The sequence below is a fragment of the Pseudomonas sp. LBUM1649 genome (genome assembly GCF_059716155.1).
Map to the genome: position 1 here is coordinate 3559821 of NZ_CP166807.1, position 26988 is coordinate 3586808.

Sequence of the window (26988 nt, forward strand, 5' to 3'; positions counted from 1 at the left end):
CTTCCCGGCAAGATGTAACACCAAGTTGATGCACTACTGTACCTGCCCGCAGACCGCTGAAACTTTTGCGCAACGCTCAAGGTCACCTGAACATCACTTTCGGGAAGACGACCATGGCACGGGCAATCTGGAAAGGCGCGATCAGTTTCGGGCTGGTGCATATCCCTGTGGCGCTGGTTTCGGCGACGTCCTCCCAAGGGGTGGATTTCGACTGGCTCGACAGCCGCAGCATGGACCCGGTGGGCTATAAACGCGTCAATAAAGTCACCGGCAAGGAAGTCACCAAAGAGCACATCGTCAAAGGCGTGCAATACGAAAAGGGCCGCTACGTGGTGCTCAGCGAGGAGGAGATTCGCTCGGCGCATCCCCTGTCGACCCAGACCATCGATATTTTTGCCTTTGTCGACGCCGAGCAGATCCCGTTGCAGAACATCGACACGCCCTACTACCTGGCACCGGATAAACGCGGTGGCAAGGTCTATGCCCTATTGCGCGAAACCCTGACTAAAACCAATAAAGTCGCGCTGGCCCGCGTGGTGCTGCATACCCGCCAGTACCTGGCGGCGTTGATGCCGCTGGAATCGGCCATGGTCCTGGTGAAGCTGCGCTGGCCGGCGGAAGTTCGCAGCCTGGACGAGTTGGCGTTGGGCCCCGATGTGACCAAGGCCGAGTTGGCCAAGGGCGAACTCGACATGGCCAAGCGCCTGGTGCAGGACATGAGTGTCGCGTGGTCGCCGGACGATTACCGGGACGAATTCGAAGACAAGATCATGGCCTTGGTGGACAAGAAAGCCCATGAAGGGAAGATCGAGGATGTTGAAACGGCCACTGACGAAGAGGAGCGCAAGACGGCGGATGTCATTGATTTGACCGAGTTGCTCAAGCGCAGTCTGGGGGGCAAGGGGGCGAGCAAGGATACTGCCAAGCCCAAATCGGCGACCAAGCCGGCTGCCAGGAAAAAAGTCAGCAAGTGACGTGCTGGACCTTCAGACCAGGACAAAGATCGCCAGCAACCCACCAAAGAATGCCCACTTTTGCAGGTAATAGAGCGTGCGGTTACGTTTTTTCAAGGCTTTAGCGCGCAGGCGAATCTTGTAAATCTTGCCGAACAGCCGGTTGATGCCCCCGGTCTTGTCGCCCGCCTCGTTCGGCGCACCGGCAGCCGACATCACATTGCGGCTGAACCAGCCATTGAACGCGACCGCCCAGCGGTATTTCATCGGACGCTCGACATCGCAGAACAGAATGATGCGGTTCTTGTCTGTGGTGTTTTGCGCGTAATGAATAAACGTCTCGTCGAACATCATCGCTTCACCGTCGCGCCAGTGATAGTTCTCGCCATCGACGTTGATATAGCAACCGGCATCATTGGGTGTTTCCAGGCCCAGGTGATACCGGTAGGAACCGGCATACGGATCGCGATGGCGAACCAGTTTCGAGCCCGGCGGCAACTCGGCGAACATCGCCGCCTTGATCGAGCCGATGCTCTGCACCAGTTCGGTGGTGCGCGGACAGAGCTTCATGGCCGACGGGTGGCTGTCGCCGTACCACTTGAGGTAGAAACGCTTCCAACCGGTCTTGAAGAAGGAGTTGAAGCCGACGTCATCGTAATCATTGGAGCGCTTGATCTCCCCCGCCTTCAGCAGATTCTGGCCTTCGGCACGAATTTCTTTCCAATGCGTCTGCAGCGGCGTCAGGTCGGGAAAGTCCGCCGGGTTGAGAAACGGATCGTTGGGGATTTTCGAGAACAGATAAAGGAAGCAATTGATCGGCGCCAGGAACGTCGAGTGGTCGCTCAGTTGGCGGCGCAGTTTGTGGCGTACGCGACCACGCAGGTGGACATACGCGATGGATACAACGTAGACAGCGGCAATGATGAGTTTCACGGAAATCGTCACACGTCTGAAGTGAACAAACTGCGCCCCTGCGAGCAAATGGCCGAAGGGTTTTGTGCAGCGTCTGAAAACCAAACAGCGGTCCCGGAGGACCGTCCTTGAGCCGATGCCGACGGTCGGCATCAAGTGAAAGATGGCATCTTAGCCATCGTCTGTAACCAATTGTTAGCTTTCAGATGTGAAAATCTGTCCGTTGATACCGTCAATGCGTCGGTGCTGCCTTATTGCCCTATCGTTTATATGGCCAGACCAGTACAATCGCCGCCAAACTTTACGCGCCCCCCTTGGTTGATGACGGAACGATCCCGGCCTCAGCGCAATTCGACTCGGGCCAAGCGCTCCCTATGCTGCTGTCCACTTATTGCCAGATGGATCTTGCGCTGCTGACCGGGATGTACTTCCCATGGTCGAACAGCGTGAACAGGTACTGAATCGGTACTGCCGCAACCCTAGCTACTCTGAATGCTTCGCAGGAAAAACCTTTGATTTCTACAGCTAACATCACGATGCAGTTCGGCGCCAAGCCGTTGTTCGAAAACGTTTCGGTCAAATTCGGCGCGGGCAACCGCTACGGCCTGATCGGCGCCAACGGTTGCGGCAAGTCGACCTTCATGAAAATCCTCGGTAGCGACCTTGATCCATCCGGCGGCCAGGTCATGCTGGAACCGAACGTGCGCCTGGGTAAATTGCGCCAGGACCAGTTCGCCTACGAAGAATTCACCGTGATCGACACTGTGATCATGGGTCACGAAGAGCTGTGGAAGGTCAAGGCCGAGCGCGACCGCATCTACTCGCTGCCGGAAATGACCGAAGAAGACGGCATGGCCGTGGCCGAGCTGGAAACCGAATTCGCAGAAATGGACGGCTACACTGCAGAATCCCGTGCCGGTGAACTGTTGCTGGGCCTGGGTATCGGCATTGAGCAGCATTTCGGCCCGATGAGCGAAGTTTCCCCAGGCTGGAAGCTGCGAGTATTGCTGGCTCAGGCGCTGTTCTCCGACCCTGAAGTGCTGCTGCTCGACGAACCAACCAACCACCTGGACATCAACACCATCCGCTGGCTGGAAAACGTTCTGACCCAGCGCTCCAGCTTGATGATCATCATCTCTCACGACCGTCACTTCCTGAACAGCGTGTGCACGCACATGGCTGACCTGGACTACGGCGAGCTGCGCCTGTTCCCGGGCAACTACGACGAGTACATGACCGTGGCGACCCAGTCCCGCGAGCAACTGCTGTCGGACAACGCCAAGAAGAAAGCGCAGATCTCCGAGCTGCAATCGTTCGTCAGCCGCTTCTCGGCCAACGCCTCGAAAGCCAAGCAGGCGACCTCCCGCGCCAAGGCGATCGACAAGATCCAGCTGGCCGAGGTCAAGCCTTCGAGTCGTGTGAGCCCGTTCATCCGTTTCGAACAGACCAAGAAGCTGCACCGTCAAGCGGTCATCGTCGAGCGTATGGCCAAAGGCTTCGACGGCAAGCCGCTGTTCAAGGATTTCAGCTTCGTTGTTGAAGCCGGCGAGCGCGTGGCGATCATTGGCCCGAACGGTATCGGTAAGACCACCCTGCTGCGCACCCTGGTCAACGAACTGACCCCGGATGCCGGCACCGTCAAGTGGACCGACGCCGCAGAGTTGGGCTACTACGCCCAGGACCACGCCCATGACTTCGAAGACGACGTCAGCCTGTTCGACTGGATGGGCCAGTGGACTCAGGGCGAGCAGATCATTCGCGGCACCCTGGGCCGCATGCTGTTCTCCAACGACGAGATCCTCAAGTCGGTCAAGGTCATCTCCGGTGGTGAACAAGGTCGCATGCTGTTCGGCAAGCTGATCCTGCAAAAGCCGAACGTGCTGGTGATGGACGAACCAACCAACCACCTGGACATGGAATCCATCGAAGCGCTGAACCTGGCGCTGGAAAACTACCCGGGCACGCTGATCTTCGTCAGCCACGACCGTGAGTTCGTGTCGTCCCTGGCTACCCGCATCATCGAGTTGAGCCCGAACGGCGTGACCGACTTCAGCGGTACATATGATGATTACCTGCGTAGCCAGGGTGTGGTGTTTTAAGGGCAGCTATTAGTTTCAAGCTGCAAGTAAAAGCCCTGTCCTTTGTGACGGGGCTTTTTTGCATTCAGACTCATGATTTTCTGTGGTGTCGATACCTTCGCGAGCAGGCTCGCTCCCACATTTGGAATGCTTTCCCCTGTGGGAGCGAGCTTGCTCGCGATGGGGCTTCAAGAACAGCGATAATTAGTTAGCCTGCTTTCTTTTATCCCACAGCCACGCCATCATGCAGTTCTCCCACCGCCGCCCGCGTACGAGCCCTCATGTCTGCGCAAGAACAGCCACCGCAAAGCTCCATGGCGATCACCTTGCAGATCGTTTCCATCGTTTTCTATACCTTCGTCGCCTTCCTCTGCATCGGCCTGCCGATTGCGGTATTGCCGGGGTATGTCCATGAACAGCTCGGGTTCAGCGCCGTTGTCGCCGGGTTGACCATTGGCTCACAATACCTGGCCACCCTGCTCAGCCGGCCCATAGCCGGGCGCATGTCGGACAATGTCGGTACCAAGCGCGCGATCATTTATGGTCTGTCGGGGATTGTGTTGAGTGGCGGGCTGACCTTGCTGTCGGTGTTATTGCAAAGCTTGCCCCTTCTCAGCCTGCTGATCCTGATCGCCGGCCGCCTATTGTTAGGGATCGCACAGGGACTGATCGGAGTCGGCACTATCAGTTGGTGCATGGGCCAGGTGGGTGCTGAACACACCGCGCGGTCGATCTCGTGGAACGGCATCGCATCCTACGGCGCAATTGCCATTGGGGCGCCAGCAGGCGTGGTGATGGTAGACCAGCTGGGATTCGCCAGCCTGGGCATTGCGCTGTCGCTGATGGCCCTGGCGGCGCTGCTGTTGATTCGCAACAAACCGTCGGTGCCGGTCATTCGTGGCGAGCGTCTGCCGTTCTGGGCGGTATTCGGGCGCATTGCACCGTATGGCGCCAGTCTGAGCCTGGCATCCATCGGTTACGGCACCCTGAGCACATTCATCACCTTCTATTACGTCAGCCGTGGCTGGACCGGTGCCGCCTACTGCCTGACCGTCTTCGGGGTGTGTTTTATTCTGTCGCGACTGCTGTTCATTTCCAGCATCAGCCGCTTTGGTGGATTCACCTCGGCCATTGCTTGCATGAGCATCGAAACGGTTGGCCTGGTGCTGCTATGGCTCGCCCCGTCCACCGGCTATGCGTTGCTTGGCGCGGGACTGACTGGTTTTGGCCTGTCGCTGGTGTATCCAGCCCTGGGCGTCGAGGCGATCAAGCAGGTTCCCAACTCCAGTCGCGGTGCCGGCCTGAGTGCCTATGCGGTGTTTTTCGACCTGGCCCTGGCGATTGCCGGTCCGTTGATGGGAGCAGTGGCGTTGAACCTGGGGTACTCGTGGATTTTCTTTTGCGCGGGGTTGCTGTCGGTGACCGCACTTTGTCTCACTTTGTTGCTGTCACGTCAGGCTGCAAGCCCGATCAATTGAAATAACCATGCAATACAAAAACCCATAAAAGTATTTCCAAACAGCAACAAGCAATATTACGCATCAATTAATGCAGAGTGCCATCGTTGCTTTAATTATCAACTTCGCCAGAATCGCAGATGACGCACTTACATTAAATTCTTACTGAGGAAGAATAGACGATGCGAACAGCTCTAACACTCCTTACTCCAACGCTGGTGTTTTTACTTACCCCCACTGCACACGCCGAAAGCTCGGTTCAACAGCAAATCTGCCATAACGGCGTCTGCTATGATATAGGCGGCCCGCCGGGCAATGGCGGTATTGGCGGCGATTGCTGCCCATTCAGCGATGAACGTTTGAAACAAAATGTCCAGCGCCTGGAAAACCCGACGGAGAATCTGCTTAAACTCCGCGGCGTAACTTTCAACTGGAAACAAAACGACCAATCTGACATCGGCCTGATCGCTCAGGATGTTCAAAAAGTTTACCCACAATTGGTACGCACCGAAGGCGACCATCTGCAAGTGGACTATCAAAAACTTGTCGCACCATTAATCGAATCGGTTCGCGAACTTAATACCAGGGTTCAAACCCTGGAAACAGCCTTGGCTGAAAAGTAACAAATTATAAATACCGTTGGTCGCCATTCATTGATCGGCGGTTTGCATCCCGGCCCGCGTGGCCTTGCCCAACGTGCGAGAGAAGAAGCGCCCGGCTTCGTAAATCAGGTTACGGTGTATGTCCGCGCGATCGACACCCTCGGCATCGGTGCACAGGGCCGGCATGATGACGATCTGTTCGTCATTGCACGGCGCCATGAATACGAAATGCCCGGCCCCGGCGAGCAGCTTGAAGTCGGGTGCGACGGGCAGCTTGCGCGCCAGGGCGGCGGCATTCTTGTCGGGATACACCATCTTGTCGCCATCGCCGCTGTAAAGCAGTACCGGGACATGCACATCGGCCAGGGTATGACGGCCAAACTTCAGGCTAAGCGGCGCCATCAGCAGCAATGCATGGACGCGCGGGTCGGCTACCGGTTGCAAATCGTCGCGGTCGACGATCAGTTCACCCTGGGTATTGCAGGCATCACGGTCGTCCGGGCGTTCCTGGCAGTAACGGCGCAGACGATCCAGGTCCGGGGTCGCGCCGGACAGTATCAACGCCGTCTCACCGCCTGCCGAATAACCGATGACCCCGACCTGCTCGGCATTGACGAAGGGTGCGAGCATGGGATCGCCCAGCGTCGCGGTGATGGCTTCGGAAATCTGGATTGGCCGTCCGTACAGGTTGCTCAAGGTGCCGAGGCGGCTGTGGTCTTTGGAGTTGTCGCCCGGATGAATCACCGCCACCACCACAAACCCCTTGCGTGCCAGCGACGTGGCCAGGTCATGCAGGGCCAGCGGCGTGCCGATGTTGCCATGGGACAGCATCAGCATCGGAAAACGGCCCATGGCGACTTTGGTGTCTTCGCCGGCTTCGACGCTGTAACCCTCAAGCCTGCTGGAGTGTTCCTTTGCGCTCGAAGGATAGAAGGCAATGGCACGCATCGGTTGCAGATCGAGCGGATCGAGAAAGCTCATTTCATGAAAACCGACACTCCAGTGAGGATGCGGCGCAGGCGCGGCGTGCACTGAATTCAGGCTGGCAAGCAGACAGATCAGTAAACCTGCACAAAGACGCACCATGGGATGCCCCACCTTGTTTCCGAAACGCAGACGTTGAACCTCGACTGCATAACTTGGGCCACAATTTACACCAGCAAGCTGCAACAGCCAGAAACAAAAAACTCCGCATCTGCCACTTGCGTGAACAGAATACAGAGTTTTTTTGGGATTGCCTGCAGCGGCAGCGGGTCTTTACTAAAGCCTTACGCGGCGGCGAACAACTGCTCGCTGATTTGCGTCTGAGCATCGCTCATGGCTTTGCCGCGCACTTCGTCACCGTAAGCCAGGCCGTGGGCACGGACGAACTCGATGTCGGTAATGCCGATGAAACCGAACAGCACCTTCAAGTAGTCTTCGTGGGCGACACCGGTCGCCTGACCGGCGTGCAGGCCACCGGAAGTCGAAACGATCACGACTTTCTTGCCACCGCACAAGCCTTCAGGGCCGGCTTCGGTGTAGCGGAATGTCTGGCCGGCTACGGCAATGCGGTCGATCCAGGCTTTCAATTGGGTCGGGATGGTGAAGTTGTACATCGGCGCTGCAATGACCACGGCATCGGCGGCGAGGAACTCGGCCAGGGTCGACGCGCTCAGCTGGGCTTCGTGCTGTTGGGCGGCGTTGCGCAATTCGGCAGTCGTACCTGCTGCAACCAGCGTGGTCGAGGAGAAATGGCTGATAGCGTCGGCAGCCAGGTCGCGGTAGCTCACCACGGCGGACGGCTCGGCGGCTTGCCAGGCTTTTACGACTTCGCTGCTCAGCTGACGGGAAGCCGAGTTGTCACCAAGAATGCTCGAATCGATATGCAACAGTTTCATATGGGATCTCCAGGTGAGGATCGCCGCGAGGGCGATCTGATGGACACAATCCTACAGACGAAACCAATAACTGATTAGACTGCAACAATGCGATAGTTTGTCTCACTGATAGAACAATCGAGAAAGCGCCCATGCAAGACCTTAATGTTTTCCTAGAAAGCCCAAAATCAACAGAATCTTATCATGGCAACTCTACGAGAAAATCCGAGAGGGAGTGATCGGAGGTCACAATACTGAAATGCTCGGAGGAACAGGAAACCTTAGCTACACATTTCACTGTCAGAATCATTGAACCCCGTCAGATCAGCGTTATCGGTGAAGGTTTTCCCGAGTTCATCCAAGAGGATTCTAACAGCTGGAACAAGCCCTTTGCGTGAAGGAAAGACAGCGTGAATTACTCCGCAGCGTGGGCGCTGGGAAGACAAAAGCTCGACTAAACGGCCCGATTCTATGTGCTCACGAACCAGGATCTCTGGAAGCTGCACTGCCCCTACTCCTTCTAACGCCGCCTGGAGCAATGCTGGGAGGTCAGAAGTCACGTATCGTGGAGAATGTGGGATGTCTATGTATGAAATCCCGTCAAGCGCCATCAGGCTCCACTTGTGGACTCCATTTGCAGAGCTCAGATCAAGGCTAGGTAAACTCTCAAGCGATTCCACTCCATAATTGGAGGGCAGGAGTGACCGTATAGATGGGTGAGCGACTAGGCGTTGAGTACTATGTCCCAATATTTTAACCACCAATCCATCGTGCTCAAGAGGCGGGAAGCGCACTCTTAACGCGATATCGTAATTTTCCTGCAGAAGATCAACGCGCCGGTTTGTGCTTTCCAACTGCACTTGTACACCGGGATATGAAGACAAAAAACGGGCTATGGTTTGACTAACCCCCATTGTACCGAGTCCAGGGGGGCACGTTATGCTAACGCGTCCTCTTGGCTCCATCATCGATACTGTAATCGCTTCGTCCGCTGCTTCAGCTGCGGCGATCATTTCGACACAATGTCTGTAATAAAGACGCCCCACTTCGGACAGAATGAACTTTCTAGTTGTGCGGTGAATCAAACTCACGCCGAGACGCTGTTCAAGCTCGCCTATTCGCCTGCTCAATCTTGACTTAGGGATACCTAGCTTTCGACTTGCCGCTGCAAACCCACCAAAATCTACAACGTTTGCAAAGTAAAATAAATCATTTAAATCCTGCATGAGCGCAACCAGAAATAGCAAGCAGTATAAGATTATTATATACGAATATTCCAAAACACACCACGTAGAGTTTAAATTGATCGTAACCAAGACTTAAATGGCGTTACCGAATCCAACATAATATCAGCGATATTCTTATGGTATTCCTGCTCACTTATTAACTTGCGCGCATAATCCTGATCATTCCGCTCAATCGCTTGCACAGCGCTTAATACGCTTGTGTTATGAATTGCTGCATCTACGACTTGCTCCACCATATTGAGCTCAGAAAAAGCAATTTTTATGTAACTATCCAGCGACTCAATATTACGATGCCCCGACCATTCTTTCAGCCTAAGCTTCAAAAGTTCAGAGCTAGCCAAGATACTTCGAACACTTGCATTATTGACAAGACCATATGTAACAATGAGATTTTTAAGTTGCTCCGTTATGAATCGATGTCGAAACAAGTGCGCATGTGCGGGTACACAAAGCCCAGACAAAACCTTAAGATCATGAATATCATTAGTTATAGAGTCAGCAGAAAGTGGCATCCCTTTATTTATACTCACAAACAAAAAGCCATGATCCATTTTTAGCCCTATGGTTTTATCGATAATTTCCATCCTGCTCGTCTCTATATACTTCACCCAGCTTGACACTACAACCCGTGGTATTGGAACAAATCTAAAAGAGGCTGAACCTAGCTTAACTGTCTCAAAACGAACTAAAGGACTGGAGTCATTTAGCTGATGAGCTCTAACTACGTCGCTCACTCGAAGCCTAGCAACTTCAATACGTCTCGCACCGCTAAACTCAAATACAGAAAGCATGGTTAACATTCTAGCTTTCAGATGCTTAGATTGTTTATTGGCCTGATCACGAAGAGAGTTGATCGCTTGCTCACTTATTGGAAATCTTTTTTTATCGGAGCTTCCACTTGGAAAACTGTGGTGATACCACTCTACCTTATGATATCGCTGCTGAAAATTCTTACGATCTTCTGTCGATACTCGATAACCGCATATTACCCCATCGGGTGATACAAAATTTGGATAGCCCAATGCCACTGAAGTAAAATGAAGAAAGTCCAAAGATCTCGAACCAATTTCTCTAACTTTAGGGTTACCCCGAACGCGCTCTCCGTTAACCTTTACTTCTAACCCGCCTATAAATAGCTCAAAATAGGAATCTGTCAATTCTAAACAAGACAAACCGTTATCATGCAAGAACCTGATCAACGGGCTCAACAGGAATGCGTATTGGGACAAAGAACCACCTTTCAATGTCAATGAGTGGTTTTTTTCAAAGCAAAGTGCTTGAAGATAAGCAGTAACGGCAAAGCAGAATTTTCCATCGGGATAATAGAAGCATGGTAACCCTCCAACAGACCTGAACATTAATTCGCCTTGCATATCAATATTGACAGGCAAAGTTGCATTTTCATTGAGGGGTCGATGAAGTTGTTTGGCGTCCATCTAGCGCACCTTGTTGGTGGTACAGAATTTCGTGAATAAGCTTTATCTCACTGTCATGATAAGCTTTTCGGTTAGGCAACTCATCATAGGCTAACTGCTTAGCAAGTTTTAGCAGTCTCTGAATCACATTCACTTGCTCATGAAGTGCAAGATCTTGAAGCGCGAGCAGCCTTGTTAGCTTTGCCTTCTCTGCTGAACTTGATCGTTTAGTTTTTTTTGTTGGCTTTTTATTAATTCGAATAATTATGATTGACTTTAGTTCCAGACGGAGATCATCAACCCCCTTGAATCCGCCAGCAATTGTATTAGCATGTTTGATGAACGAATTTAAAGACATACCAACTATATTTTTTGATGAGTCAGAGAAATTTGCCAAAGCACCCTGGCTGGACAACACCGCCAGAAATAAATTATCATCAATCAAAACATCTTGGTGCATGATCGCCTGCACAAGAAGTTTTTGCACATTTTTAACTGAGGCACGGAATTCATTCATGTTGAGTTGTAACCCTATGCACCTTGAGAACCAAATGCATTTGCTCACTACTACCACTTTCGTCGTCGTGCGCAGCAATAAACCCTGGGCTTAATTCGATTGTTTTATTATCAAGCATCACAAGTACCTCATCAAACAACAACGGGTTGCATGCAGCAGAAAAATTACTGACATTAAATGCTACACGTCCCTTTTCGACTAAATAACTATAATCTTCATAAATCTCTTGAGATGTACCAATAAATATATCGCTGACACCAAATTTCTGTTGCAACAGATCCCTCAATGCATCCAAATTCTCTATATCACTCAGACCATTTACCAATGATGTTAATATTTTTTCAGCTTTGATCACTTTCAACATTGCGCCAGGAGTAACCATCGTTACATATCTAACAAGGTGCGCCCAACTTGAATGCCCCAACACCGCTCGTAGAGAGTCCAGACCATAAAACCCTGCGCTCCAGAAAAAAACAGTGGCAAAGAATCCACGTAACTGATGCTGCCTAATGTAGAACCTTCTCAAAACACCGTCTCCACATCTCACTGTCGGGATCTCTATAAAATCACAAGCTTTATCTAAGCATCGATTATAGGAGTAAGCCGAAAGCCCAAGTATCCGGCGCCCAAAACCTGGATTTGCAAGAAACAATGAAGTGTCTTCATTGATAAAATTAAGATCCACGCAAGTTCTATGTAACCCTATAAATTTCCATAAAATCCGCGCAACCATCCGAGGAATTGGGACTTTTAGCTTCTGGGCTTCAATGGGACTTCCAGTTTTTCCGGCATGGAAATTGATGAAAAACTCCTCATGCTGTCCATCCTTGCTATTCGGATCGATGAATGGGCATAAGCATTTAGCAGTAAGCCTGATGATTTCTTCCTGCCGTCTCGCAGCCATTAAGCCTACTATTATTAAACATGAGCCGAGCAAACCAAGGTAGGTTTCAAATAGCGATGTGCATTTTCGAATTTCTGAAAACTGGCAAGACCCATGATGTTCAAATGAAAATGACTCAAAGCCATACAGAGGACTCTCTAAACCCTGCATATATTTATTTCCACCAATGAATGACGCGCCATGGTTTATTTTGGGCGATATATTATTAAGTACTGAATCAAGGGCTAAGAAAACACGGTCAGCCACGGACGACTGGAATTCATAAGACTTTTCAAGCGCATAGAAAGCGATCTCATAGGGTAGAACTCGGTACCGTTCCTCCGTCTTTGCCAAAATCTGAGATCGTACTGAACTAGCATTCAGTAGAGTTAAATCGGCGATATTAAGACCAGTTTTTTGGTAAGTGTCTACTACACAGAGCCGCTTAAGTATGCTGATCTGATCCCTGACACCTTGATTAGTAAGCCCCGGCCTGATTGGATTTCGAATAGCAACTCCTTCGAATTCTCTTTTACCGGCAATACCCCAGCAAAGCTCATCAGGTACTGGCACCCGAATCAACTTGCCGAACAAAGTCTGAGCATATACTTCTGAAACAAACGCCTTGGCATTGAAACTAATTCCTCCTCCAATTACCGTGTGATTACCAGATAAAATTATAAACGCCCTTGCCATTATTAGCTCTTCGTTTGTTAATTGAAGTTGGCGCTCGCCACTACCAGGTAGGTCTAGTAGAAGAGGTGACTCGAATACAGCCTTACGAACATCGTCGAGAGAGATCGTCAGAATCTTCTCCCTCAACCATTTTGTGAGTTTATTCATACCGTCATAAAGGTTTACAGATACGGGCGGAGAGGCATGCCTTATTACGAATAATTTAATTTTATCTATTGTTACCAAACTCAACCCGTTTTCACCTATGTTAAATAGGTTGTCGTTCATGAGAATCCAGTCGACAAACTCAGTAGCTTTCGCCACATGAACTCTTTGAGTCACCTTTCCTATTTCTGATCTCCTCAAAAACTTAGGGTGAATTTGCAATGCAATAAATAATTTAATTATTCGCAGCAATTTCTCATTTTTTTCATCTGTCAGTGTGCTTTCGTTAGCCAACACAACGTTGAAGTCTATCTCCCTAACGATCGAGTTCTTGGCATCCCCAAACCTACAAATCCATACATTACTTTTAAATGTAGTGCCATTTACCATCCAACTTGGCTTGTCAACTTCTATGTCTCCCGTCCAACCCTGAACGACTTTGCCCCTCAGGAACTCACGTTGCTCAAAGTAGTTCAACTTGCGGATTCCACGACACTTGGACACTCAGCCCACGATCATTTGGACACTCGTTCCATGCTCACTTGGACACCTGATCCACGTCCACTTGGACAGGCAGTCGGAGCGCAGCGACGCAGGTTTGCATTGTTAGTCTGAAGTCTCTGTCGCCGTCAATTTCGTAGCGCGTCTGCGCATCGATTCGCCCTTCAGTTCGATCCGATAAGCGTTGTGCACCAGCCGGTCGAGGATCGCATCGCCTAAGGTCGGATCGCCGATTAGTGCGTGCCATTTGTCCACTGGCATCTGGCTGGTCACCAGCGTCGAGCGGTTGCCGTAGCGGTCGTCCAGCAGTTCAAGCATGTCGCGTCGTTGCGACGCAGTAAACGGGGCCAGGCCCCAGTCATCGAGGATCAGCAAGTCGGTCTTTGCATATCCGGCCATCAGTTTCGCGAAGCGCCCGTCGCCGTGGGCCAGGCCCAGTTCTTCCATCAAGCGCGGCAAGCGCAGGTAGCGCACGCTGTAGCCATCCCGGCAGGCCTTGTGGGCCAGCGCGCAGGCCAGCCAGGTTTTACCCACCCCTGTGGGGCCGCCGATGATCAGGTTCAGGCCGTCACGCAGCCATTGCCCGCTGCCCAGTTGCAGGATCAGGGACTTGTCCAGGCCGCGCGGGCTTCTGTAGTCGATGTCTTCCAGGCACGCGTTGTGGCGTAGTCGGGCGGCTTTCAGGCGAGTCGTCAGGCGTGCATCTTCGCGCTCGGTCAGCTCGCGGTCGACCATCAGACCGAGGCGTTCATCGAAGCTGAGATCGTTGATGTCGGGCGTTGCGTGTTGTTCGCCAAGCGCCTTGATCATGCCGTGCAGGCGCAGGGTTTGTAGCTTGTCGAGTGTCGGGTTGGGTAGCATTTTGGTATTCCTTTTTCAGGTCAGTGGTAGTAGCTAGGGCCGCGCAGGTTGATGTGTTCTTCGGGCAGTAACGGCAGGTTTTGCTGGGCCAGCGGTAGCCGCTCCAAGCCTTGGCGCAGGATCGATTCCAGGCTTTTGTAGCTGCACGCGCCCAGTGCCAGCGCACGCTGGCAGGCGGCTTCCAGCCGCTCTTCGCCGTGCTGTTTGCTCAGACGCAGGATGCCCAGGCAGGCGCGGAAGCCGTGCTGCGGATGGATTCGGCGTTCGAGGATGTAGGCGATGACACCGGCAGTGTTCGGGCCTGTCTGCTCTGCCCAGTGGATCAGTCGCTGCGGCGTCCATTCGGCATGTTCGCGGTGACTTTTGGGCATGTGCTCGGTTTGGGTGGTGTGGCGGCCTTTGTGCGGCGAGCGCAGATGGCTGGCCACCCGCTGGTTGGCGTGGAAGCACTCGACGGTCTTAGCGGTTAGCCGCACTTCGAGTTGGTGCTTCACCAGCTGGTACGGCACCGAGTAGTAATGGCCGTCGACCTCGACGTGGTAGTCGATGTGCACTCGTACCTTTTTCCATTCGGCGTAGACATACGGGTGTTCCGGCAGCGGTTGCAGCGCGGGTTGGTCGATGGTCTCGAAGGCTGAGCGGCGTGAGCCGGGCAGCTTCTTGAAGGGCCGATGGTTTAGGCGTTCAAGTAGCACGCCGATGGCCGTGTTGAGTTCGCCCAAGGAGAAGAACTGGCGGTTGCGCAGCGCTGCGAGGATCCAGCGCTCGACCACTTGCACACCGACTTCGACCTTGGCTTTGTCCCGAGGTTTGCGAGATCTGGCAGGCAACACGGCTACGCCGTAATGCTCGGCGAGGTCGCGGTAACTGGGGTTGATATCGGGCTCGTAACGATGCGCTTTGGTAACGCCGCTGCGCAGATTGTCCGGTACCAGGATCTGCGATGTGCCGCCGAGAAAGGCGAAGCAGCGCACGTGCGAGCCCAGCCAGTCGGGCAGTTTCTGCGACCAGGTGGCCTCGGCGAAGGTGTAGCTGGACGCGCCGAGGACGGCGACGAAGATCTGCGTCTGGCGTATCTCCCCGGTTCGCCGATCAATAACTGGCACGGTCTGGCCGGCGTAATCAACGAACAGCTTCTCGCCGGCACGGTGTTCCTGGCGCATGACCACATCGATCTTCGCGGCCCAGAGGCGGTAGTGCTCGCAGAACCAGCTGTACTGGAAACCTTGCGGGTGAGCGAGTCGATACTCCTGCCAAAGCAGGGCCAGAGTTACACCCGGGCGACGTAACTCGGCATGGACATGAGCCCAGTCCGGCATCGGACGTTGATCGCTGGGAACCGTCGGCGCTGGCGGGAATAGACATCGCTCCAGTTCGGCGTCCGACAACTGCGTGGGCCAAGTCAGCCCGCAAGCGTTGAAGCGGTGCAGATAATTGCCGGCACTGCCGCTGCTGATGCGAAGGCTGGTGGCAATTTTGCGCACGGACAGGCCGGCGTCGAACTTTAGGCGTAGTACCTCTCGGATTTTACGCATGGATATACGCTCCACGACGACCTCTTCGCTTCGAGAAAAGAGGTCGATGGTAGTGAATAATCCTGCGTTGCTGCCTGCCTGAGCTTGGGTCGGATCAGTGAGAGATTACTGTCCAAGTACTCGTGGAATCAGTGTCCAAGTGGTCGTGGAATGAGTGTCCAAGTCAGCGTGGAATCGCTGTCCAAGTGTTCGTGGAATGGGTGTCCAAGTGCGCATGGAATCCCCATCAACTGGTACAAGTCGCTCCACATAAGATCGGAATCATCTGCGACGGGGGCTAACTGACGTTCATTTAATCTTGGTTCTTTACGACGCCTCTTCATACGATCACCTAGTTCCAGATTAATCTGAGTATGTGGCTTTCTCCGCCACCAAATCACGCAAACGATTGGCCAACCTATTAGAGTAACTAGAACCCTTGAAAACTTTTATAACTTCAGGCGAGCAAGTTGAAATCTGCCCTTTATCATGCAAACTCACCATAACCTTCATCAACTCAGCAGTGTGGTACCATGTTGAAGCCACATCCTTAATTGTATATCCAGAGCTCCGACATTCTTTGACCACATCTGCGAGTGTGAGTAGAACGGTGCATAGAGCCTCCGACACGGGAACAACAGCTCTTGAACTGTCAAAGCCATCACTGACAAAATTCTCCTCCATCATGAAGGCCTTTAAACTCATACTATCGGGCAATGGTTTAAGCCGATGCGCTGTCAAAAATTTATCAAGTTCATCTAGATCGGCGAAATCCAGAGCTTCAATAAGGTAAGGACTATCTTTATAGCTTCAAAAATGAAGGCATTATGGAAGAGTCGTGTACGACTATTTGAAAAATACTGCTTGAGCGCCAATGGCACATAAAATTTTAAATCATCATCCCCAGAGCCAACATGCCCCAAATCCTCAGACATGGCGAATTCGTCACCCGTTTGAAACAGTCGCATTATTGCTACATTTATTCTAAATGGCCGCAGTCCAATTCGCTTGATAATATCTCTCTTATCACACTTAAAAAATCTAACAAACTCAATGGTCAAAGGGCAGGTCACGTGCATGCGTTCGTCTATTCGATCGAGCTTAGTGATGCGTCTCTGAATAGAAAAGCCGCGATTTTTACCCAAAAGTAAATACCGCCAATCATCACTTCCAATTGACTTTAAATAGTTCCTAGCCTGCTGCGTGAGGGCTTGGATGTCAGCGAAAATTGCCTTTGATTTTGCATTTAAAGCAATTACTTGTTGAGCATTTACGAATCCTCTCCTTGATTTCTCACTTACTGCAAAAGCCCCATCCTCCTTTAAACCATACTGCTGACCATCACTGCCAAAAAGTTCAAATTTGATTAACCACGATGGCGTTATCTGGGGATGTTGGTAGACGAGCAAGAAAAGGAATGGAAGCAAGGTTGTTCCGTTCAATAATCCCATCTTTGCTGCGATTCCGACCTGCCCAGAATAGAGAGGATACTTATCACGATTGCTCAACCGTGAATAATTATACTTTTCCCAGTTATAACATGCGCGCGCATAACGCTCAGATGGATAATCCTCAAAACCTTCGCTTAACTGATTTGGATAATTCTCTGCCTCACGGATTCGCTGCTGAACAAGCGTAAGTATTTCGGCCCTTACCTTTTCACATATTGTTACGACACTTTCAACATCTTCGGTAATTTCTCGGCAGATTCTCGCTGCATCTATATCGCAACCAATATGAGGTGGAATCGGCGTTATCATTTGAACAAGATTGACGGAAGACGAAACGGCGAGTTTAGGCCCCAGCGTAAAATTTACTTTTGGCAATTTATAAGCTGGTGGTGAAATTATTTTGTACACCACAAAAAACTCGTGAACCACAAGCATTGTCTCAGCCCATCTCTTTTTAAAAGAAGGCTTATCTTGTTCAAGTTCGTGAATTCTCAACTCCTCTACACTTTTTACATGCTCGAAAAAATAGTTCACTTCTTTCCCCTCACCTAGCAATGAAATTGCCTCTAGGCTTGGCAAGCAGTGAAGCATATAACTAAGAATAAATTTTATCTTTGCCAACTTACCCTGTGCTGTAGCCTTAGTATACTTCCTGATATACCGTTGAATTTTTCGATGCATATCACGAGTGTACTGGTCACCGTATAATTTATGACATAGCACAAGATCGAAATGCATTAGATGCCCGTCGCTACTAAATATCTGCCAACCCTGGTAATAATCGATGGATTTCTGGCAACGAACTTCAGTCTGGTACAGACAAACACACTCGTTTTCGACCGCATCCCGAACCACAGACCCGCAATCAAACTCAACAAACCCAATACTTTCGAATAATGGCTTTGAGTTTCTAAATATCACATCTATGTAACTTCTAGACGCATCTGTCTCTACAAGCAGAAAACCCTTGAAAGACTTCAGCAGTGAAACATTTAAGTCACGCTGCTTTATTACCATCAGATCCTTACATATAATCCGCATAAAAGCATCAAAAAGACAACCACACATTTCAACCGTGTCGAACATTGGTAAGTCAGGTTGATTAACTCTCAATTGCTCAATAGGTGCGCTGAAAAAATCAGACGCGCCAAAGAACTTAATGGATCTTAAATAAATCAATTATCGAGATCCTCTTTCAACATCTCTGCCGTATCGAGGTAGACAAAGAAACGCTCTTTAATAGGAGCTGTAACCGTTAAGACTGCTGCAAAGGCAATTCTGTGTTTATACGGACTATCCAGGGACGAACATACCCTTAACGGCTAAAGCTAGCAGCCAACGCGACTACATCCTTGCCGCTTATGACCCCTTTACCTTCACCCCTTACTACAATGTCGAAAATGGCGTGAATTACATCGTCCGCATCCGGGATAAAAACAGCCATATTCCTGCAGAAGGCAGTTCTGATCCGTTGCCCCTTATTCACTTGTCGAACAAGTATTTCCCAACTATGATTTGCCGGGATTACTGCGTCAGTAATTGCAACTGGGAGTGTGGGAATTTCATCAGGATGCAATGGGCGCATACGGTACGAGCGTCCAGGATTCCTTTTGAACCATGCAGCGTCGTCTAATTTCCATGGTGCGTCAGTTAGTGTAATGTCAGTGGGAGGCCTCTCGATGCCGGCCTCCCTCATCAAGTCATCGGCAGCGGAGTCGATCTCACCAATACCTGAACGTATCTGCCTAATTGCGGACAATGCATCAGATGGGGATGCATGCGAGACGTTTTGACCAGTTTTCATTACACTCATAATGCCATTGATATTCTTATTGATATACACCCCCGCCCCCATTATTACTTCAAGTTTATTCACACAACATTCCCCAGTCAGCACTGCGCCATAAGGTTCCAAAATACCGCCGAAGGTTTGGCTATTGTGATTAAGTTCCGTCCCGCAAACCCCACATATGCCCTCTGATTTTCTCAAAATCTTCGACATTTCTTTTTCAAAATGTCTGCGCTCGGTTCTGTTCATCTTATAGACTCACATAGGGATTTAAGTGTGAGACACGTAGTTACCAGAAACTGACTACGCCAGTATATTTTGGAAACTACTTAGCCTGCTGACTCTTGATAAACTTATGAAATGCATTCAATACTCTCAAAAGCCTAAGAGTCGTTACTGAACTGTAATTTCCCGAACGCACAAATTCGAGTATCAATTTATTCAACGCCTCTTCTCCGATGTATTTACAATCAACATGTAATGGGAAGCGCGCCACACTAAGAGCTTCTTCTTTATTAATAGGTTCGTCTGCCATAAAGATTCTCCCTACGTAACTAAATACGCCGACTGGGCTCGATGGTTGATGATTGGTATAGTCATGTGAGGTTAGGTTTTTTTTTTGCACGGGCGATCGCTGACCAGCGTAGATTTGTAAAACTAAGCCTGTTATGCCCAGGATTTACGCCTCTAAACCAGTTATTCGTTATCTTCCTAACTGCCATGGAGGACATCGGCTGATTTCCATCTTTTGAGTCAGGAAATAAATAACCACCTTCTTTGATACCCCGCATGTCCACCCACGCCCTAGTAGATGACGGTAGAACAACAAGGGTACAAATGCGCTGTCCATACGGGTATTTGTATCTCGGTATGTGTACCTTTAGATCTTCGGCTATACCAACTGTTCTCAACCGACAACTCAGAATTTCCTGCATTCTAAGTCCAGTTTTAGTTAGACCGAACAACGCTTCGCCCATCGCATCTCCTTTCGCCTGCACATTGGCCCGAATGATAGCTAGCTCAGCATCGTCAAATAACGATTCGGTGGCTTGGATGAATTTCTTGTTCATTCGGTTTGTCCCTCGACTTGGCCTACGCAATCGAGAGACTAGCCTCGATGAACCGTAACTTCCAGTCCCGTTCAGCGCCATCTTTCGGCGCCATCAGCGACAGCAGCTGAACTTTTTCGATGTATTTACAGACATATATCTTTTTATTGACTAGCTACAGTTGCCTGGCATCACTTATGATAATTATTGTATATTGTTTATTTATTTCCCTATGGGGAAACCAGGATATATTTATGAGTTCTAAATGGTTTTCATAGCTTTAAGGCAGCACTTTCCTCTCTAAGCCCTTGATTGTCTGAACGTGGCCGAAATAAATATATTAAATATTGACGTATAATTTCAATCGGTCAGACTTCATACAATTTATCAATAATTTTTTTATCTTCGGAAAAAAAATTGACCACCTGGAGCCCGCAACCAGTCTCGCTGAGATAATGTTTTTTTCATAAATTTATGGGGGCACACCCTCCATGCCTACCTTCCTCCCTTCCAAAAACTGACTGTGCCGTCTGTCGGAGCGTTGGTTCTTTGCGTCCTTTGGAGGAAAAAATTGGGTCGCTAGGGTGGTAAACCGATTTCGGTTGAGAAAAAAGCTTAGATCCCACACTCTTTTTTAACGTGCAGATTATTTCTTTATGCTCTAAAACTGCACAGCGAATGAAATATTCTGCTATATGCAATTCGAGTCTGAAGTGTCGAGATTTTACAGATGTAATTTGCGCGCATTTCAGACTGAATCGCCATCTTATATAGAGAGTACGCACACAGTCATTGGACGAATTTTTCGCTGGATTTTTCACAGTGAAGTCAAAAGTTGACGACCCAAGGTTTTTAACGATTTGAGATCTCGGTTGCTGCGATGAGTGCAAAACCTTGGTGGCCGATGCTGCTCATTCGAGAACACGGCCGTGAGAGTCCTGCTCAAATCTTTTTGCTGAGCACTCAGAATCAAGCAATGCTGAAACGGCTTTCAACGTCTGTGATTGCTCGCTTTGGATGTGTGGCGACTCTTTTGCGATCAAAGCTCACTGACATGCCGACGTAGTAATGCCATGTAGTGCTCCCGGCACTGCTTTCAGAACATGAAAATTTCCTCTCTCCCTCTGCTCACGGCGAGTGACGTCAGCCAGGAGCCAGAGACATCACACTGACGCACTGCACAATAATGATGAGAGCATGTGCCCAGTCCCTGAACGAATTCTTCGCCGAGCTTTTCCACATCGATGCAGAATTTTGGCACCTCGTGATCTTTAACGATTGCGGCGTGCTCGATGACTGTGATGGGTGCATCAGTCCTGATGGCCGACGCTGGTCGTTCGAGAGTGTCGGCCGTGACGGTTTTGACCCGATCTCTTTATTGAGCCCAGGAACAGGCGTTGCTGGAGCAGCTTCTTAAACAACTGTAAACCGTGCTCCACCTTGTGTGCGCTTTGCTCTAGTTCCTGCTGTGAAAGCCTGTCCGCTGTGTGGAAAATGCGCTCTTCTTCAGTCTGAAAAATCAAAGAGTATGCTTTTTTTATACTCTAAGACACTGAATACAAAGGAAATTATTTTCGACCAAAGGTCGCCTTTACCTTTGACAGGCGTCCAAAAGTCGACTTTGATCCTACCTACACCTAGGAGGGAAGCCGACATGCCCTTTTCAGACATTTTTCACCCTGAATGCGATCCCATAGAACCCGCTGACGCCCCCAATCATGCGGTCTTCAGTTGCTTGCAGTGGAAAACCCCAAGCCTGGAAGTGATGCCACGGGCTGCCAAGCAATTCTTGGCAATCATGTATGGCGACCCCACAAACCCTATAAACCCATACGTAGCCGCAGCCTTGGAGCGTGCGTACGTACTAGGCGCCATGTCGGCGGTAAAACTGATTGCCGTACACGAAGACAATCTGTACCTCTTTCTGGACAGTGGCGTATCAAGCACCACCCTCCTAGAGATTGAGTCACTGTGGATACAGGTCATGTGTATGAGCCCCACTCGGCTGACAGTAGATTTTGCGAACGTTGACGAGGTGTACTCAGGACGCTCCGACTACCTCTTTTGGCGCGATGCTAAAGAAATTCTCGAATCCTATAGCTTGGGGATTGAGCAATATGATCTTGCGTCGCTGGATGATTTCTCTGACTTACCATCCATCGACGAGCATGTGTGGGCGTACCTATCCCATGGGGACAGTGATCAAACCAGGGAAACTCAGGGTTACACGGTTGAAGTACAAATCGCAAACATGACGGGGCACTCCAAGTGCCTCGTATCACCGTATTGCAACCATCCGCATCATCATCTTGAGCCTGACGCTTAATAATTGGCGACAAGGGCCATGCCTCCCTAAAGGCCTAGACCTACTCCCTATCGGTTGTCTTTATCGTAGCTTTGCCAAAAGGTGCGTATATGAACTATTCCCGCATGCTTTATACAGAATATGAACACCCTCATAATGAATATGGTGAGGGTGGTTACACAGTATTCAGCACACAGCAGTCAAAGGGCATCAATTTCATGCCCCTTGATGTTTTGAGCATGCAAACATTTGCAGTACTTTGGTGGGATAGCCCTGACACTCGAGTAATTCATTTGATCGAGAAGGCCATCATCGAAGGGCAGCTCTCGCCAGTAAAGCTGTTACATTCCTCAAAAGGTACGCTAGTCATCGTATACGACGATAACCTTACCGATGAGAAATATGGTGACTTTAAAGCGGCTTGGGATGACATTGCTTCTTATGCACTTTATGACGAATGGAATGCAATAGTGATCAAAGAGAACGAAATAGCTTTTGATCTTGATGGTGGCCGGCTGTTTAGAAAATATGCTCCTGAAATTCTAGCAGCAAACACACTGGGCATTGTGAAGTTTACGTCTGACATGTTTCTGTTTGGGACGAATGGAAACCTGAAGACATCCTTGGCGAATATAATCTAGAGGAAGAGAGAACCAGATTGAAGCAACTGCGAGATGGGCCAGATCTTTTTGATGATGACGTGGACTTTTGATCCGCTCTAACACGATAAGGAGAGTAGAGATGAACCTTCCAGTACTGTTTCAACTGACACGCGGCGCTACTCAACCAACGACCTCGGGCGATTTTTACGGGCAAATAAAATATCGGGTTTTTGACTGCTTGCAAAAAACCGATGAGAATCTCCTCCCCATGTCGCAGTCGGCCCGGCACCGCTTTGCTGTGATGTATCGGAAAGTTTTTAGCCATGACCATATGGCAGTTCTGAAGCGCGCCTATAGGATAGGAGGGATATCTCCGGTCAAGCTGATCGACGTCTCGCAGAACTCTCTATACATCTTCTTGGATGCCAAAGTGGCTAGCAGCACAGTTGCTGCCATCAAGGCTGCGTGGTCGAAGCTTCCAAGGTCTGGCCGCTATGGCCATTGGAAGGTTCATTTTGCGAGCGAGAGCGAAATTTGGTCGGGGCACTCTGATTACGATTTTGTGTCGGCAGCCAAGGAGGTTCTAGAGTCGCACGAACTGGGAATTATGGATGCCACCGTGCCAACTGAACGAGCCCCATGAAAGACAGGACACCGTTTCCCCCTTACGATAAGGGATAGGCAAACGGTTATGTTTATGACTAACAGCAACGATAAGAGTGGGGAGCTTTTGGGCCAGGAACGGCGGCGCCGCTGGAGCCCAGAGCAAAAACTGGCCATGGTTCGCGAGAGCCTTGAGCCAGGGCAAAGCGTTTCGGTGGTGGCTCGGCGCAACGGCATCAATGCCAACCAGCTGTTCCAGTGGCGCAAGCTTTACCAGGACGGCAGCCTGTCGGCGGTCAGTGCTGGCGAAGCCGTGGTGCCTGCCTCCGAGCTGAGCGATGCGCTCAAGCAGATCCGTGAACTGCAACGGATGCTGGGCAAGAAAACGATGGAAGCAGAAATCCTCAAAGAGGCCGTGGAGATCGCCCGGTCGCGAAAATGGATTGCGCACTCACCCTTGTTGCCGGGGGACGACCAGTGAAGCTGGTCAGCGAATGTCTCGGTGTGGCGCGCTCGCAATTAACGGTTCGAATCAAACAATCGGTATCGCCCAAGGCACGGCGAAGCAGACCTGTGGACGACGCTGAGTTGGTGGTTGAAATCCAACAGCAGGTCAGCGAGTTGCCCAGCTATGGCTACCGTCGTGTCTGGGGATTACTGCGCCGGGAGCGTGAAACCCAGTCGCTGCCGGCGATCAACGTGAAGCGGGTGTACCGAGTCATGCGTGATCACAATCTGTTGCTTGAGCGCCGACTCAAACAGCCCGGCGTGCCACGTCGGCACGAAGGCCGTATTGCGGTGAAAACCAGTGATACGCGGTGGTGCTCGGATGGTTTTGAGTTCCGCTGCGAGGACGGCGCCAAGCTAAGCGTGACCTTCGCCTTGGACTGCTGTGATCGCGAGGCCATCGGCTGGGTCGCGAGCCCGACCGGGTACAGCGGCGATGACATCCGCGATTTGATGCTGGAAAGCGTGGAGAAGCGCTTCGGTGATCAACTGCCCGCCACGCCGGTGCAATGGCTAAGCGACAACGGCTCGGCCTACACCGCCGAACAGACGCGCCTGTTTGCACGGCAGATCGGCTTGCAACCGGTGACCACGCCAGTGCGCAGCCCGCAGAGCAACGGTATGGCCGAGAGCTTCGTGAAGACGATCAAGCGTGACTACGTGGCGCACATGCCCAAGCCGGATCGAGAAACGGCGCTGCGTAACCTGGCCATTGCCTTCGAACACTACAACGAGCAGCATCCGCACAGCGCCTTGAACTATCGCTCACCGAGGGAGTTCAGGCGATTGGCGGCAGCATCAATTTAACAGGGAGTTGGTGTCCGGTTTTGTAGGGGCAAGTCCACCAACTCCCAATGTAGTAGATTTTAACGACTTCCGGGGATATGCTTCCGCAAAGCACCCTTTACTTGAACACCCCCAGTACGCGCCGTTACCTAGCCTAGTCGTGCGTCATCTACACACTGTTATTCAGTTCATCTCGTACCTTCAGAAACGAGCAATCATTGAGGGTGACTTCCGTGTGGCTGAATTCACAAAAGAACAACTGCACGTGTACAAGTTTGCTTTGCAGGCGGTAACTCGCTCGCGCTTACCAGGTGAATCTGTGGATCGGTCACTGGCAGTGCGCCAGTTGCTCAACTCCTTGAGAGGTGACTCCTTCATCAAAAAAATGGAGGCCAGCATGGGACACAAAACCCAATCGTCTACATCGGATTATTTATTCCCTCGTACGGCTATGGGGAGGTGCCCCAATAGTTTTTCGTCAAAGCACATCGCTGACCAGGCGCATTATCTGCGTTTTTTCGAATGCGCCGGGAAGCCATCCAGGGAAGAGTAAAGCTCACAGGATTTAAGCGCATTTCGCCAGCAATCAACATTGTTGGCGAAGGTTGCTCGCTTTGTGAGGAGAACGCGATGAGAACCAAGAAGAGACCGCCTTCCATGCAAACCTGCTCCCGCTTCTTCCGGCCGGAGTACAGCATGGTAAGCACGAAGACAGGTACTTTGGTGTACACACCTTGCCTTTTCAGACGGTATGACATTCTTGTATACCGTACGCCCTGCTCCTTCAACTCGAATGAGTGCATCGTAGGCTTGGTTGCTAAATGCTAACTGACGCAGAGCCCAGCCCCACAGATATCGAGGCTATTGCATGCCCAGTACGAATGCTCTGACTGCTAGCGAGGTCTACGAAGTTCTTCGGGATGCCGCTGTTGCATCACGTTCAATGCGGCGAATCACCGAGGAAAGCTGGAATGACATCTACTGTGGGTTGATGACCATAGACGTAGATGGTTGGAGGATCACTTTCTTTATTGACTGTGGTGACCTGGATTACTGCGATAGCTGCGTTTCCGCTGATGGAAGAAGGTATGACTTCAGTGCGAAGGATGGTTTTGATCCGGTAGGGCTCTTGTCTTCTGATGAGCACCTTCAGCTAGAAGAGCGGCTTCGTCATGTTTGACCCATCAATCCGAACACGTTGCGAAAGCTGTATATCTAGTTTGGGCGTGCCCCTTATCGGGGACGGCTGTCGTGAACCAAGCCTAGCGCAAGCGCCAGTCATGGCCCAGTGGGCTTCCATCCTCACGCCTGCGCGCTCCGCTTGCCCCGCTGGCAAAGCCAATATCTGAGCGCATCCGGAAAACGATCAATCCAGTTTGCGTATCTCCGAAATAGGACGGGTACCTTCACAGGACAGTGGCGAATGGGACACCCAACAGCGAAGAGGAAATCGAATCGTGAACAACGACTACGTTGATAAGGCCAAAGGCCTTTTGTCTGCTATTGGCGTCCATCAGCTTTCTAAGGGTGTTTGGGCATTCACGAATGTTCACACTGCCAGCCATGCCTACATCCATCACTCGCAACAACCAGCAGCCCTTGCTGCCTACGCGGCAGTTAACCCCACGTTCGCTGCTGGCCGTTTCCCTGACTGGGCGTTAGTCGATATGGTAGATAAAGTGCCATGCATGGACGGGGCTGAGCTTACGGCGCTGGCGATGGTTTGCGGGGCTTCAATCCCTACGTTTCCCAGTGCATCAGAACGTGGAAACATTTTTGGGCAAGCAGTATGGGGAATCGTAGAGTCTTACTCGCTTGAGGGTTGTTTTGAGCACGTCGACGCCTACGGCAGTCCAGGCAGGCACTACAACTTACGGCCTCGCGGTTTCGATTGGGCTGGCGGAGAAGAGCCCGTCCCCGAATCCTTGAAAGCAATGCGCAAAAGCTATCGCGCAAAGTCACCGCTGCAACAGATCATGGTTTTAACGATCATGCACTTGTACTGCCCGGGTAAAGACAAGACATATCTAACTGGGGGCTGTCCGACCAAAATCCCTGCCGCCGAGGCAATGAACATCCTTCGCAGAAATGGGCCCGCGCTCTCGGCCTGGGGCCACATGGTTACTCATTATGCGGGCTGGTAAGTAAGGGTGGTATAAAAACGCACCTTATTCATAGAGTGATTGGCTAACGATCTGATCCACCATCAGACACTGAACGCACATGCTTTGAATCCAAGGCTTCGAGCCTTCACTGG

The 26988-nt window shown here is 50.9% G+C and carries 25 protein-coding genes; 11 read left to right on the forward strand and 14 right to left on the reverse strand.

Annotated features, from left to right (window positions below):
- Nucleotides 1–113 precede the first annotated feature (113 nt).
- Nucleotides 114–974 (forward strand): non-homologous end joining protein Ku, encoded by an 861-nt coding sequence (gene ku / locus ACA058_RS16380; RefSeq protein WP_497634959.1) that lies wholly within the window; start codon nt 114–116, stop codon nt 972–974.
- A 12-nt stretch (nt 975–986) separates the two neighbouring features.
- On the opposite strand, the gene lpxO is transcribed toward ku, so the two are convergent.
- On the reverse strand, nt 987–1886 hold the full coding sequence (gene lpxO, locus ACA058_RS16385) for a lipid A hydroxylase LpxO (RefSeq protein WP_497634960.1): 900 nt from the start codon (nt 1884–1886) through the stop codon (nt 987–989).
- Nucleotides 1887–2377: 491 nt separating this feature from the next.
- Between lpxO and ACA058_RS16390 the strand changes: the two genes are divergently transcribed.
- The 3 genes from ACA058_RS16390 to ACA058_RS16400 all read left to right on the forward strand — a co-directional run bounded on the left by ACA058_RS16390 (nt 2378) and on the right by ACA058_RS16400 (nt 6023).
- A complete protein-coding gene (locus ACA058_RS16390; RefSeq protein ID WP_497634961.1) occupies nt 2378–3964 on the forward strand; it encodes an ABC-F family ATPase in 1587 nt (528 codons plus the stop codon).
- Between the two features lie 260 nt (nt 3965–4224).
- A complete protein-coding gene (locus ACA058_RS16395; protein ID WP_497634962.1) occupies nt 4225–5421 on the forward strand; it encodes an MFS transporter in 1197 nt (398 codons plus the stop codon).
- Nucleotides 5422–5582: 161 nt separating this feature from the next.
- Nucleotides 5583–6023, forward strand: coding sequence for a tail fiber domain-containing protein (locus ACA058_RS16400; RefSeq protein ID WP_497634963.1), 441 nt, complete (start codon nt 5583–5585; stop codon nt 6021–6023).
- Between the two features lie 27 nt (nt 6024–6050).
- Here ACA058_RS16400 and ACA058_RS16405 read toward each other — a convergent pair whose 3' ends face one another.
- The 12 genes from ACA058_RS16405 to ACA058_RS16460 form a co-directional block, all read right to left on the reverse strand.
- Entirely contained in the window at nt 6051–7088 is a 1038-nt protein-coding gene (locus tag ACA058_RS16405) for an alpha/beta hydrolase family protein (RefSeq protein ID WP_497634964.1), read from the reverse strand.
- 182 nt (nt 7089–7270) lie between these two features.
- Nucleotides 7271–7882, reverse strand: coding sequence for an FMN-dependent NADH-azoreductase (locus ACA058_RS16410; RefSeq protein WP_497634965.1), 612 nt, complete (start codon nt 7880–7882; stop codon nt 7271–7273).
- A gap of 260 nt (nt 7883–8142) precedes the next feature.
- Nucleotides 8143–9087 (reverse strand): LysR substrate-binding domain-containing protein, encoded by a 945-nt coding sequence (locus ACA058_RS16415; RefSeq protein WP_497634966.1) that lies wholly within the window; start codon nt 9085–9087, stop codon nt 8143–8145.
- A 71-nt stretch (nt 9088–9158) separates the two neighbouring features.
- Nucleotides 9159–10544 carry a tyrosine-type recombinase/integrase gene (locus ACA058_RS16420; protein ID WP_497634967.1) on the reverse strand — a complete coding sequence of 462 codons (1386 nt, stop codon included), beginning with the start codon at nt 10542–10544 and terminating at the stop codon, nt 9159–9161.
- Entirely contained in the window at nt 10510–11040 is a 531-nt protein-coding gene (locus ACA058_RS16425; RefSeq protein WP_497634968.1) for a hypothetical protein, read from the reverse strand. The genes ACA058_RS16420 and ACA058_RS16425 overlap by 35 nt, the downstream gene beginning before the upstream one ends.
- A complete protein-coding gene (locus tag ACA058_RS16430) occupies nt 11033–13240 on the reverse strand; it encodes a hypothetical protein (RefSeq protein ID WP_497634969.1) in 2208 nt (735 codons plus the stop codon). Before ACA058_RS16430 ends, ACA058_RS16425 begins: the two co-directional genes overlap by 8 nt.
- A gap of 129 nt (nt 13241–13369) precedes the next feature.
- Nucleotides 13370–14125, reverse strand: a complete 756-nt coding sequence (gene istB, locus ACA058_RS16435) for an IS21-like element ISPsy14 family helper ATPase IstB (protein ID WP_138962891.1) — start codon at nt 14123–14125, stop codon at nt 13370–13372.
- 20 nt (nt 14126–14145) lie between these two features.
- The gene (gene istA / locus ACA058_RS16440) at nt 14146–15660 is read right to left on the reverse strand and encodes an IS21 family transposase (protein ID WP_497634970.1); all 1515 of its coding nucleotides are present in this window, start codon (nt 15658–15660) and stop codon (nt 14146–14148) included.
- Between the two features lie 737 nt (nt 15661–16397).
- A complete protein-coding gene (locus ACA058_RS16445) occupies nt 16398–18269 on the reverse strand; it encodes a hypothetical protein (RefSeq protein ID WP_497634971.1) in 1872 nt (623 codons plus the stop codon).
- A gap of 136 nt (nt 18270–18405) precedes the next feature.
- On the reverse strand, nt 18406–19128 hold the full coding sequence (locus ACA058_RS16450) for a hypothetical protein (protein WP_497634972.1): 723 nt from the start codon (nt 19126–19128) through the stop codon (nt 18406–18408).
- 76 nt (nt 19129–19204) lie between these two features.
- Nucleotides 19205–19414 carry a hypothetical protein gene (locus ACA058_RS16455; RefSeq protein ID WP_497634973.1) on the reverse strand — a complete coding sequence of 70 codons (210 nt, stop codon included), beginning with the start codon at nt 19412–19414 and terminating at the stop codon, nt 19205–19207.
- A 61-nt stretch (nt 19415–19475) separates the two neighbouring features.
- Entirely contained in the window at nt 19476–19949 is a 474-nt protein-coding gene (locus ACA058_RS16460; RefSeq protein WP_497634974.1) for a hypothetical protein, read from the reverse strand.
- A gap of 1168 nt (nt 19950–21117) precedes the next feature.
- Here ACA058_RS16460 and ACA058_RS16465 point away from each other — a divergent pair.
- The 5 genes from ACA058_RS16465 to ACA058_RS16485 all read left to right on the forward strand — a co-directional run bounded on the left by ACA058_RS16465 (nt 21118) and on the right by ACA058_RS16485 (nt 24752).
- Entirely contained in the window at nt 21118–21345 is a 228-nt protein-coding gene (locus ACA058_RS16465) for a DUF7693 family protein (RefSeq protein ID WP_497639946.1), read from the forward strand.
- Between the two features lie 237 nt (nt 21346–21582).
- Nucleotides 21583–22254: a hypothetical protein gene (locus tag ACA058_RS16470; RefSeq protein ID WP_497634975.1), complete on the forward strand. Its 672-nt coding sequence runs from the start codon at nt 21583–21585 to the stop codon at nt 22252–22254.
- Between the two features lie 89 nt (nt 22255–22343).
- Nucleotides 22344–22874 (forward strand): hypothetical protein, encoded by a 531-nt coding sequence (locus ACA058_RS16475; protein ID WP_497634976.1) that lies wholly within the window; start codon nt 22344–22346, stop codon nt 22872–22874.
- A gap of 100 nt (nt 22875–22974) precedes the next feature.
- A complete protein-coding gene (locus tag ACA058_RS16480; RefSeq protein WP_497634977.1) occupies nt 22975–23478 on the forward strand; it encodes a hypothetical protein in 504 nt (167 codons plus the stop codon).
- A 54-nt stretch (nt 23479–23532) separates the two neighbouring features.
- Nucleotides 23533–24752 (forward strand): IS3 family transposase gene (locus ACA058_RS16485; RefSeq protein WP_497634978.1). Its coding sequence is split into 2 segments (ribosomal slippage): nt 23533–23878 and nt 23878–24752, totalling 1221 coding nucleotides; the frame shifts between segments, so codons are not numbered across the junction.
- A 428-nt stretch (nt 24753–25180) separates the two neighbouring features.
- On the opposite strand, the gene ACA058_RS16490 is transcribed toward ACA058_RS16485, so the two are convergent.
- Complete coding sequence (locus ACA058_RS16490; protein ID WP_497634979.1) at nt 25181–25489, reverse strand: hypothetical protein; 309 nt, start codon at nt 25487–25489, stop codon at nt 25181–25183.
- A gap of 110 nt (nt 25490–25599) precedes the next feature.
- Here ACA058_RS16490 and ACA058_RS16495 point away from each other — a divergent pair, with 110 nt between their 5' ends.
- Nucleotides 25600–25911 carry a DUF7693 family protein gene (locus tag ACA058_RS16495; protein WP_497634980.1) on the forward strand — a complete coding sequence of 104 codons (312 nt, stop codon included), beginning with the start codon at nt 25600–25602 and terminating at the stop codon, nt 25909–25911.
- 277 nt (nt 25912–26188) lie between these two features.
- Complete coding sequence (locus tag ACA058_RS16500; RefSeq protein ID WP_497634981.1) at nt 26189–26875, forward strand: hypothetical protein; 687 nt, start codon at nt 26189–26191, stop codon at nt 26873–26875.
- The last annotated feature ends 113 nt before the right edge of the window (nt 26876–26988 follow it).

Coding starts and splice junctions, on each gene's coding strand:
- ku (WP_497634959.1), top strand. CDS start 114: ATGGCACGGGCAATCTGGAAAGGCGCGATCAGTTTCGGGCTGGTGCAT.
- ACA058_RS16395 (WP_497634962.1), top strand. CDS start 4,225: ATGTCTGCGCAAGAACAGCCACCGCAAAGCTCCATGGCGATCACCTTG.
- ACA058_RS16400 (WP_497634963.1), top strand. CDS start 5,583: ATGCGAACAGCTCTAACACTCCTTACTCCAACGCTGGTGTTTTTACTT.
- ACA058_RS16405 (WP_497634964.1), bottom strand. CDS start 7,088: ATGGTGCGTCTTTGTGCAGGTTTACTGATCTGTCTGCTTGCCAGCCTG.
- ACA058_RS16410 (WP_497634965.1), bottom strand. CDS start 7,882: ATGAAACTGTTGCATATCGATTCGAGCATTCTTGGTGACAACTCGGCT.
- ACA058_RS16415 (WP_497634966.1), bottom strand. CDS start 9,087: ATGCAGGATTTAAATGATTTATTTTACTTTGCAAACGTTGTAGATTTT.
- ACA058_RS16420 (WP_497634967.1), bottom strand. CDS start 10,544: ATGGACGCCAAACAACTTCATCGACCCCTCAATGAAAATGCAACTTTG.
- ACA058_RS16425 (WP_497634968.1), bottom strand. CDS start 11,040: ATGAATGAATTCCGTGCCTCAGTTAAAAATGTGCAAAAACTTCTTGTG.
- istB (WP_138962891.1), bottom strand. CDS start 14,125: ATGCTACCCAACCCGACACTCGACAAGCTACAAACCCTGCGCCTGCAC.
- istA (WP_497634970.1), bottom strand. CDS start 15,660: ATGCGTAAAATCCGAGAGGTACTACGCCTAAAGTTCGACGCCGGCCTG.
- ACA058_RS16450 (WP_497634972.1), bottom strand. CDS start 19,128: ATGAACAGAACCGAGCGCAGACATTTTGAAAAAGAAATGTCGAAGATT.
- ACA058_RS16455 (WP_497634973.1), bottom strand. CDS start 19,414: ATGGCAGACGAACCTATTAATAAAGAAGAAGCTCTTAGTGTGGCGCGC.
- ACA058_RS16460 (WP_497634974.1), bottom strand. CDS start 19,949: ATGAACAAGAAATTCATCCAAGCCACCGAATCGTTATTTGACGATGCT.
- ACA058_RS16465 (WP_497639946.1), top strand. CDS start 21,118: ATGAGAGCATGTGCCCAGTCCCTGAACGAATTCTTCGCCGAGCTTTTC.
- ACA058_RS16470 (WP_497634975.1), top strand. CDS start 21,583: ATGCCCTTTTCAGACATTTTTCACCCTGAATGCGATCCCATAGAACCC.
- ACA058_RS16475 (WP_497634976.1), top strand. CDS start 22,344: ATGAACTATTCCCGCATGCTTTATACAGAATATGAACACCCTCATAAT.
- ACA058_RS16480 (WP_497634977.1), top strand. CDS start 22,975: ATGAACCTTCCAGTACTGTTTCAACTGACACGCGGCGCTACTCAACCA.
- ACA058_RS16490 (WP_497634979.1), bottom strand. CDS start 25,489: ATGTCATACCGTCTGAAAAGGCAAGGTGTGTACACCAAAGTACCTGTC.
- ACA058_RS16495 (WP_497634980.1), top strand. CDS start 25,600: ATGCCCAGTACGAATGCTCTGACTGCTAGCGAGGTCTACGAAGTTCTT.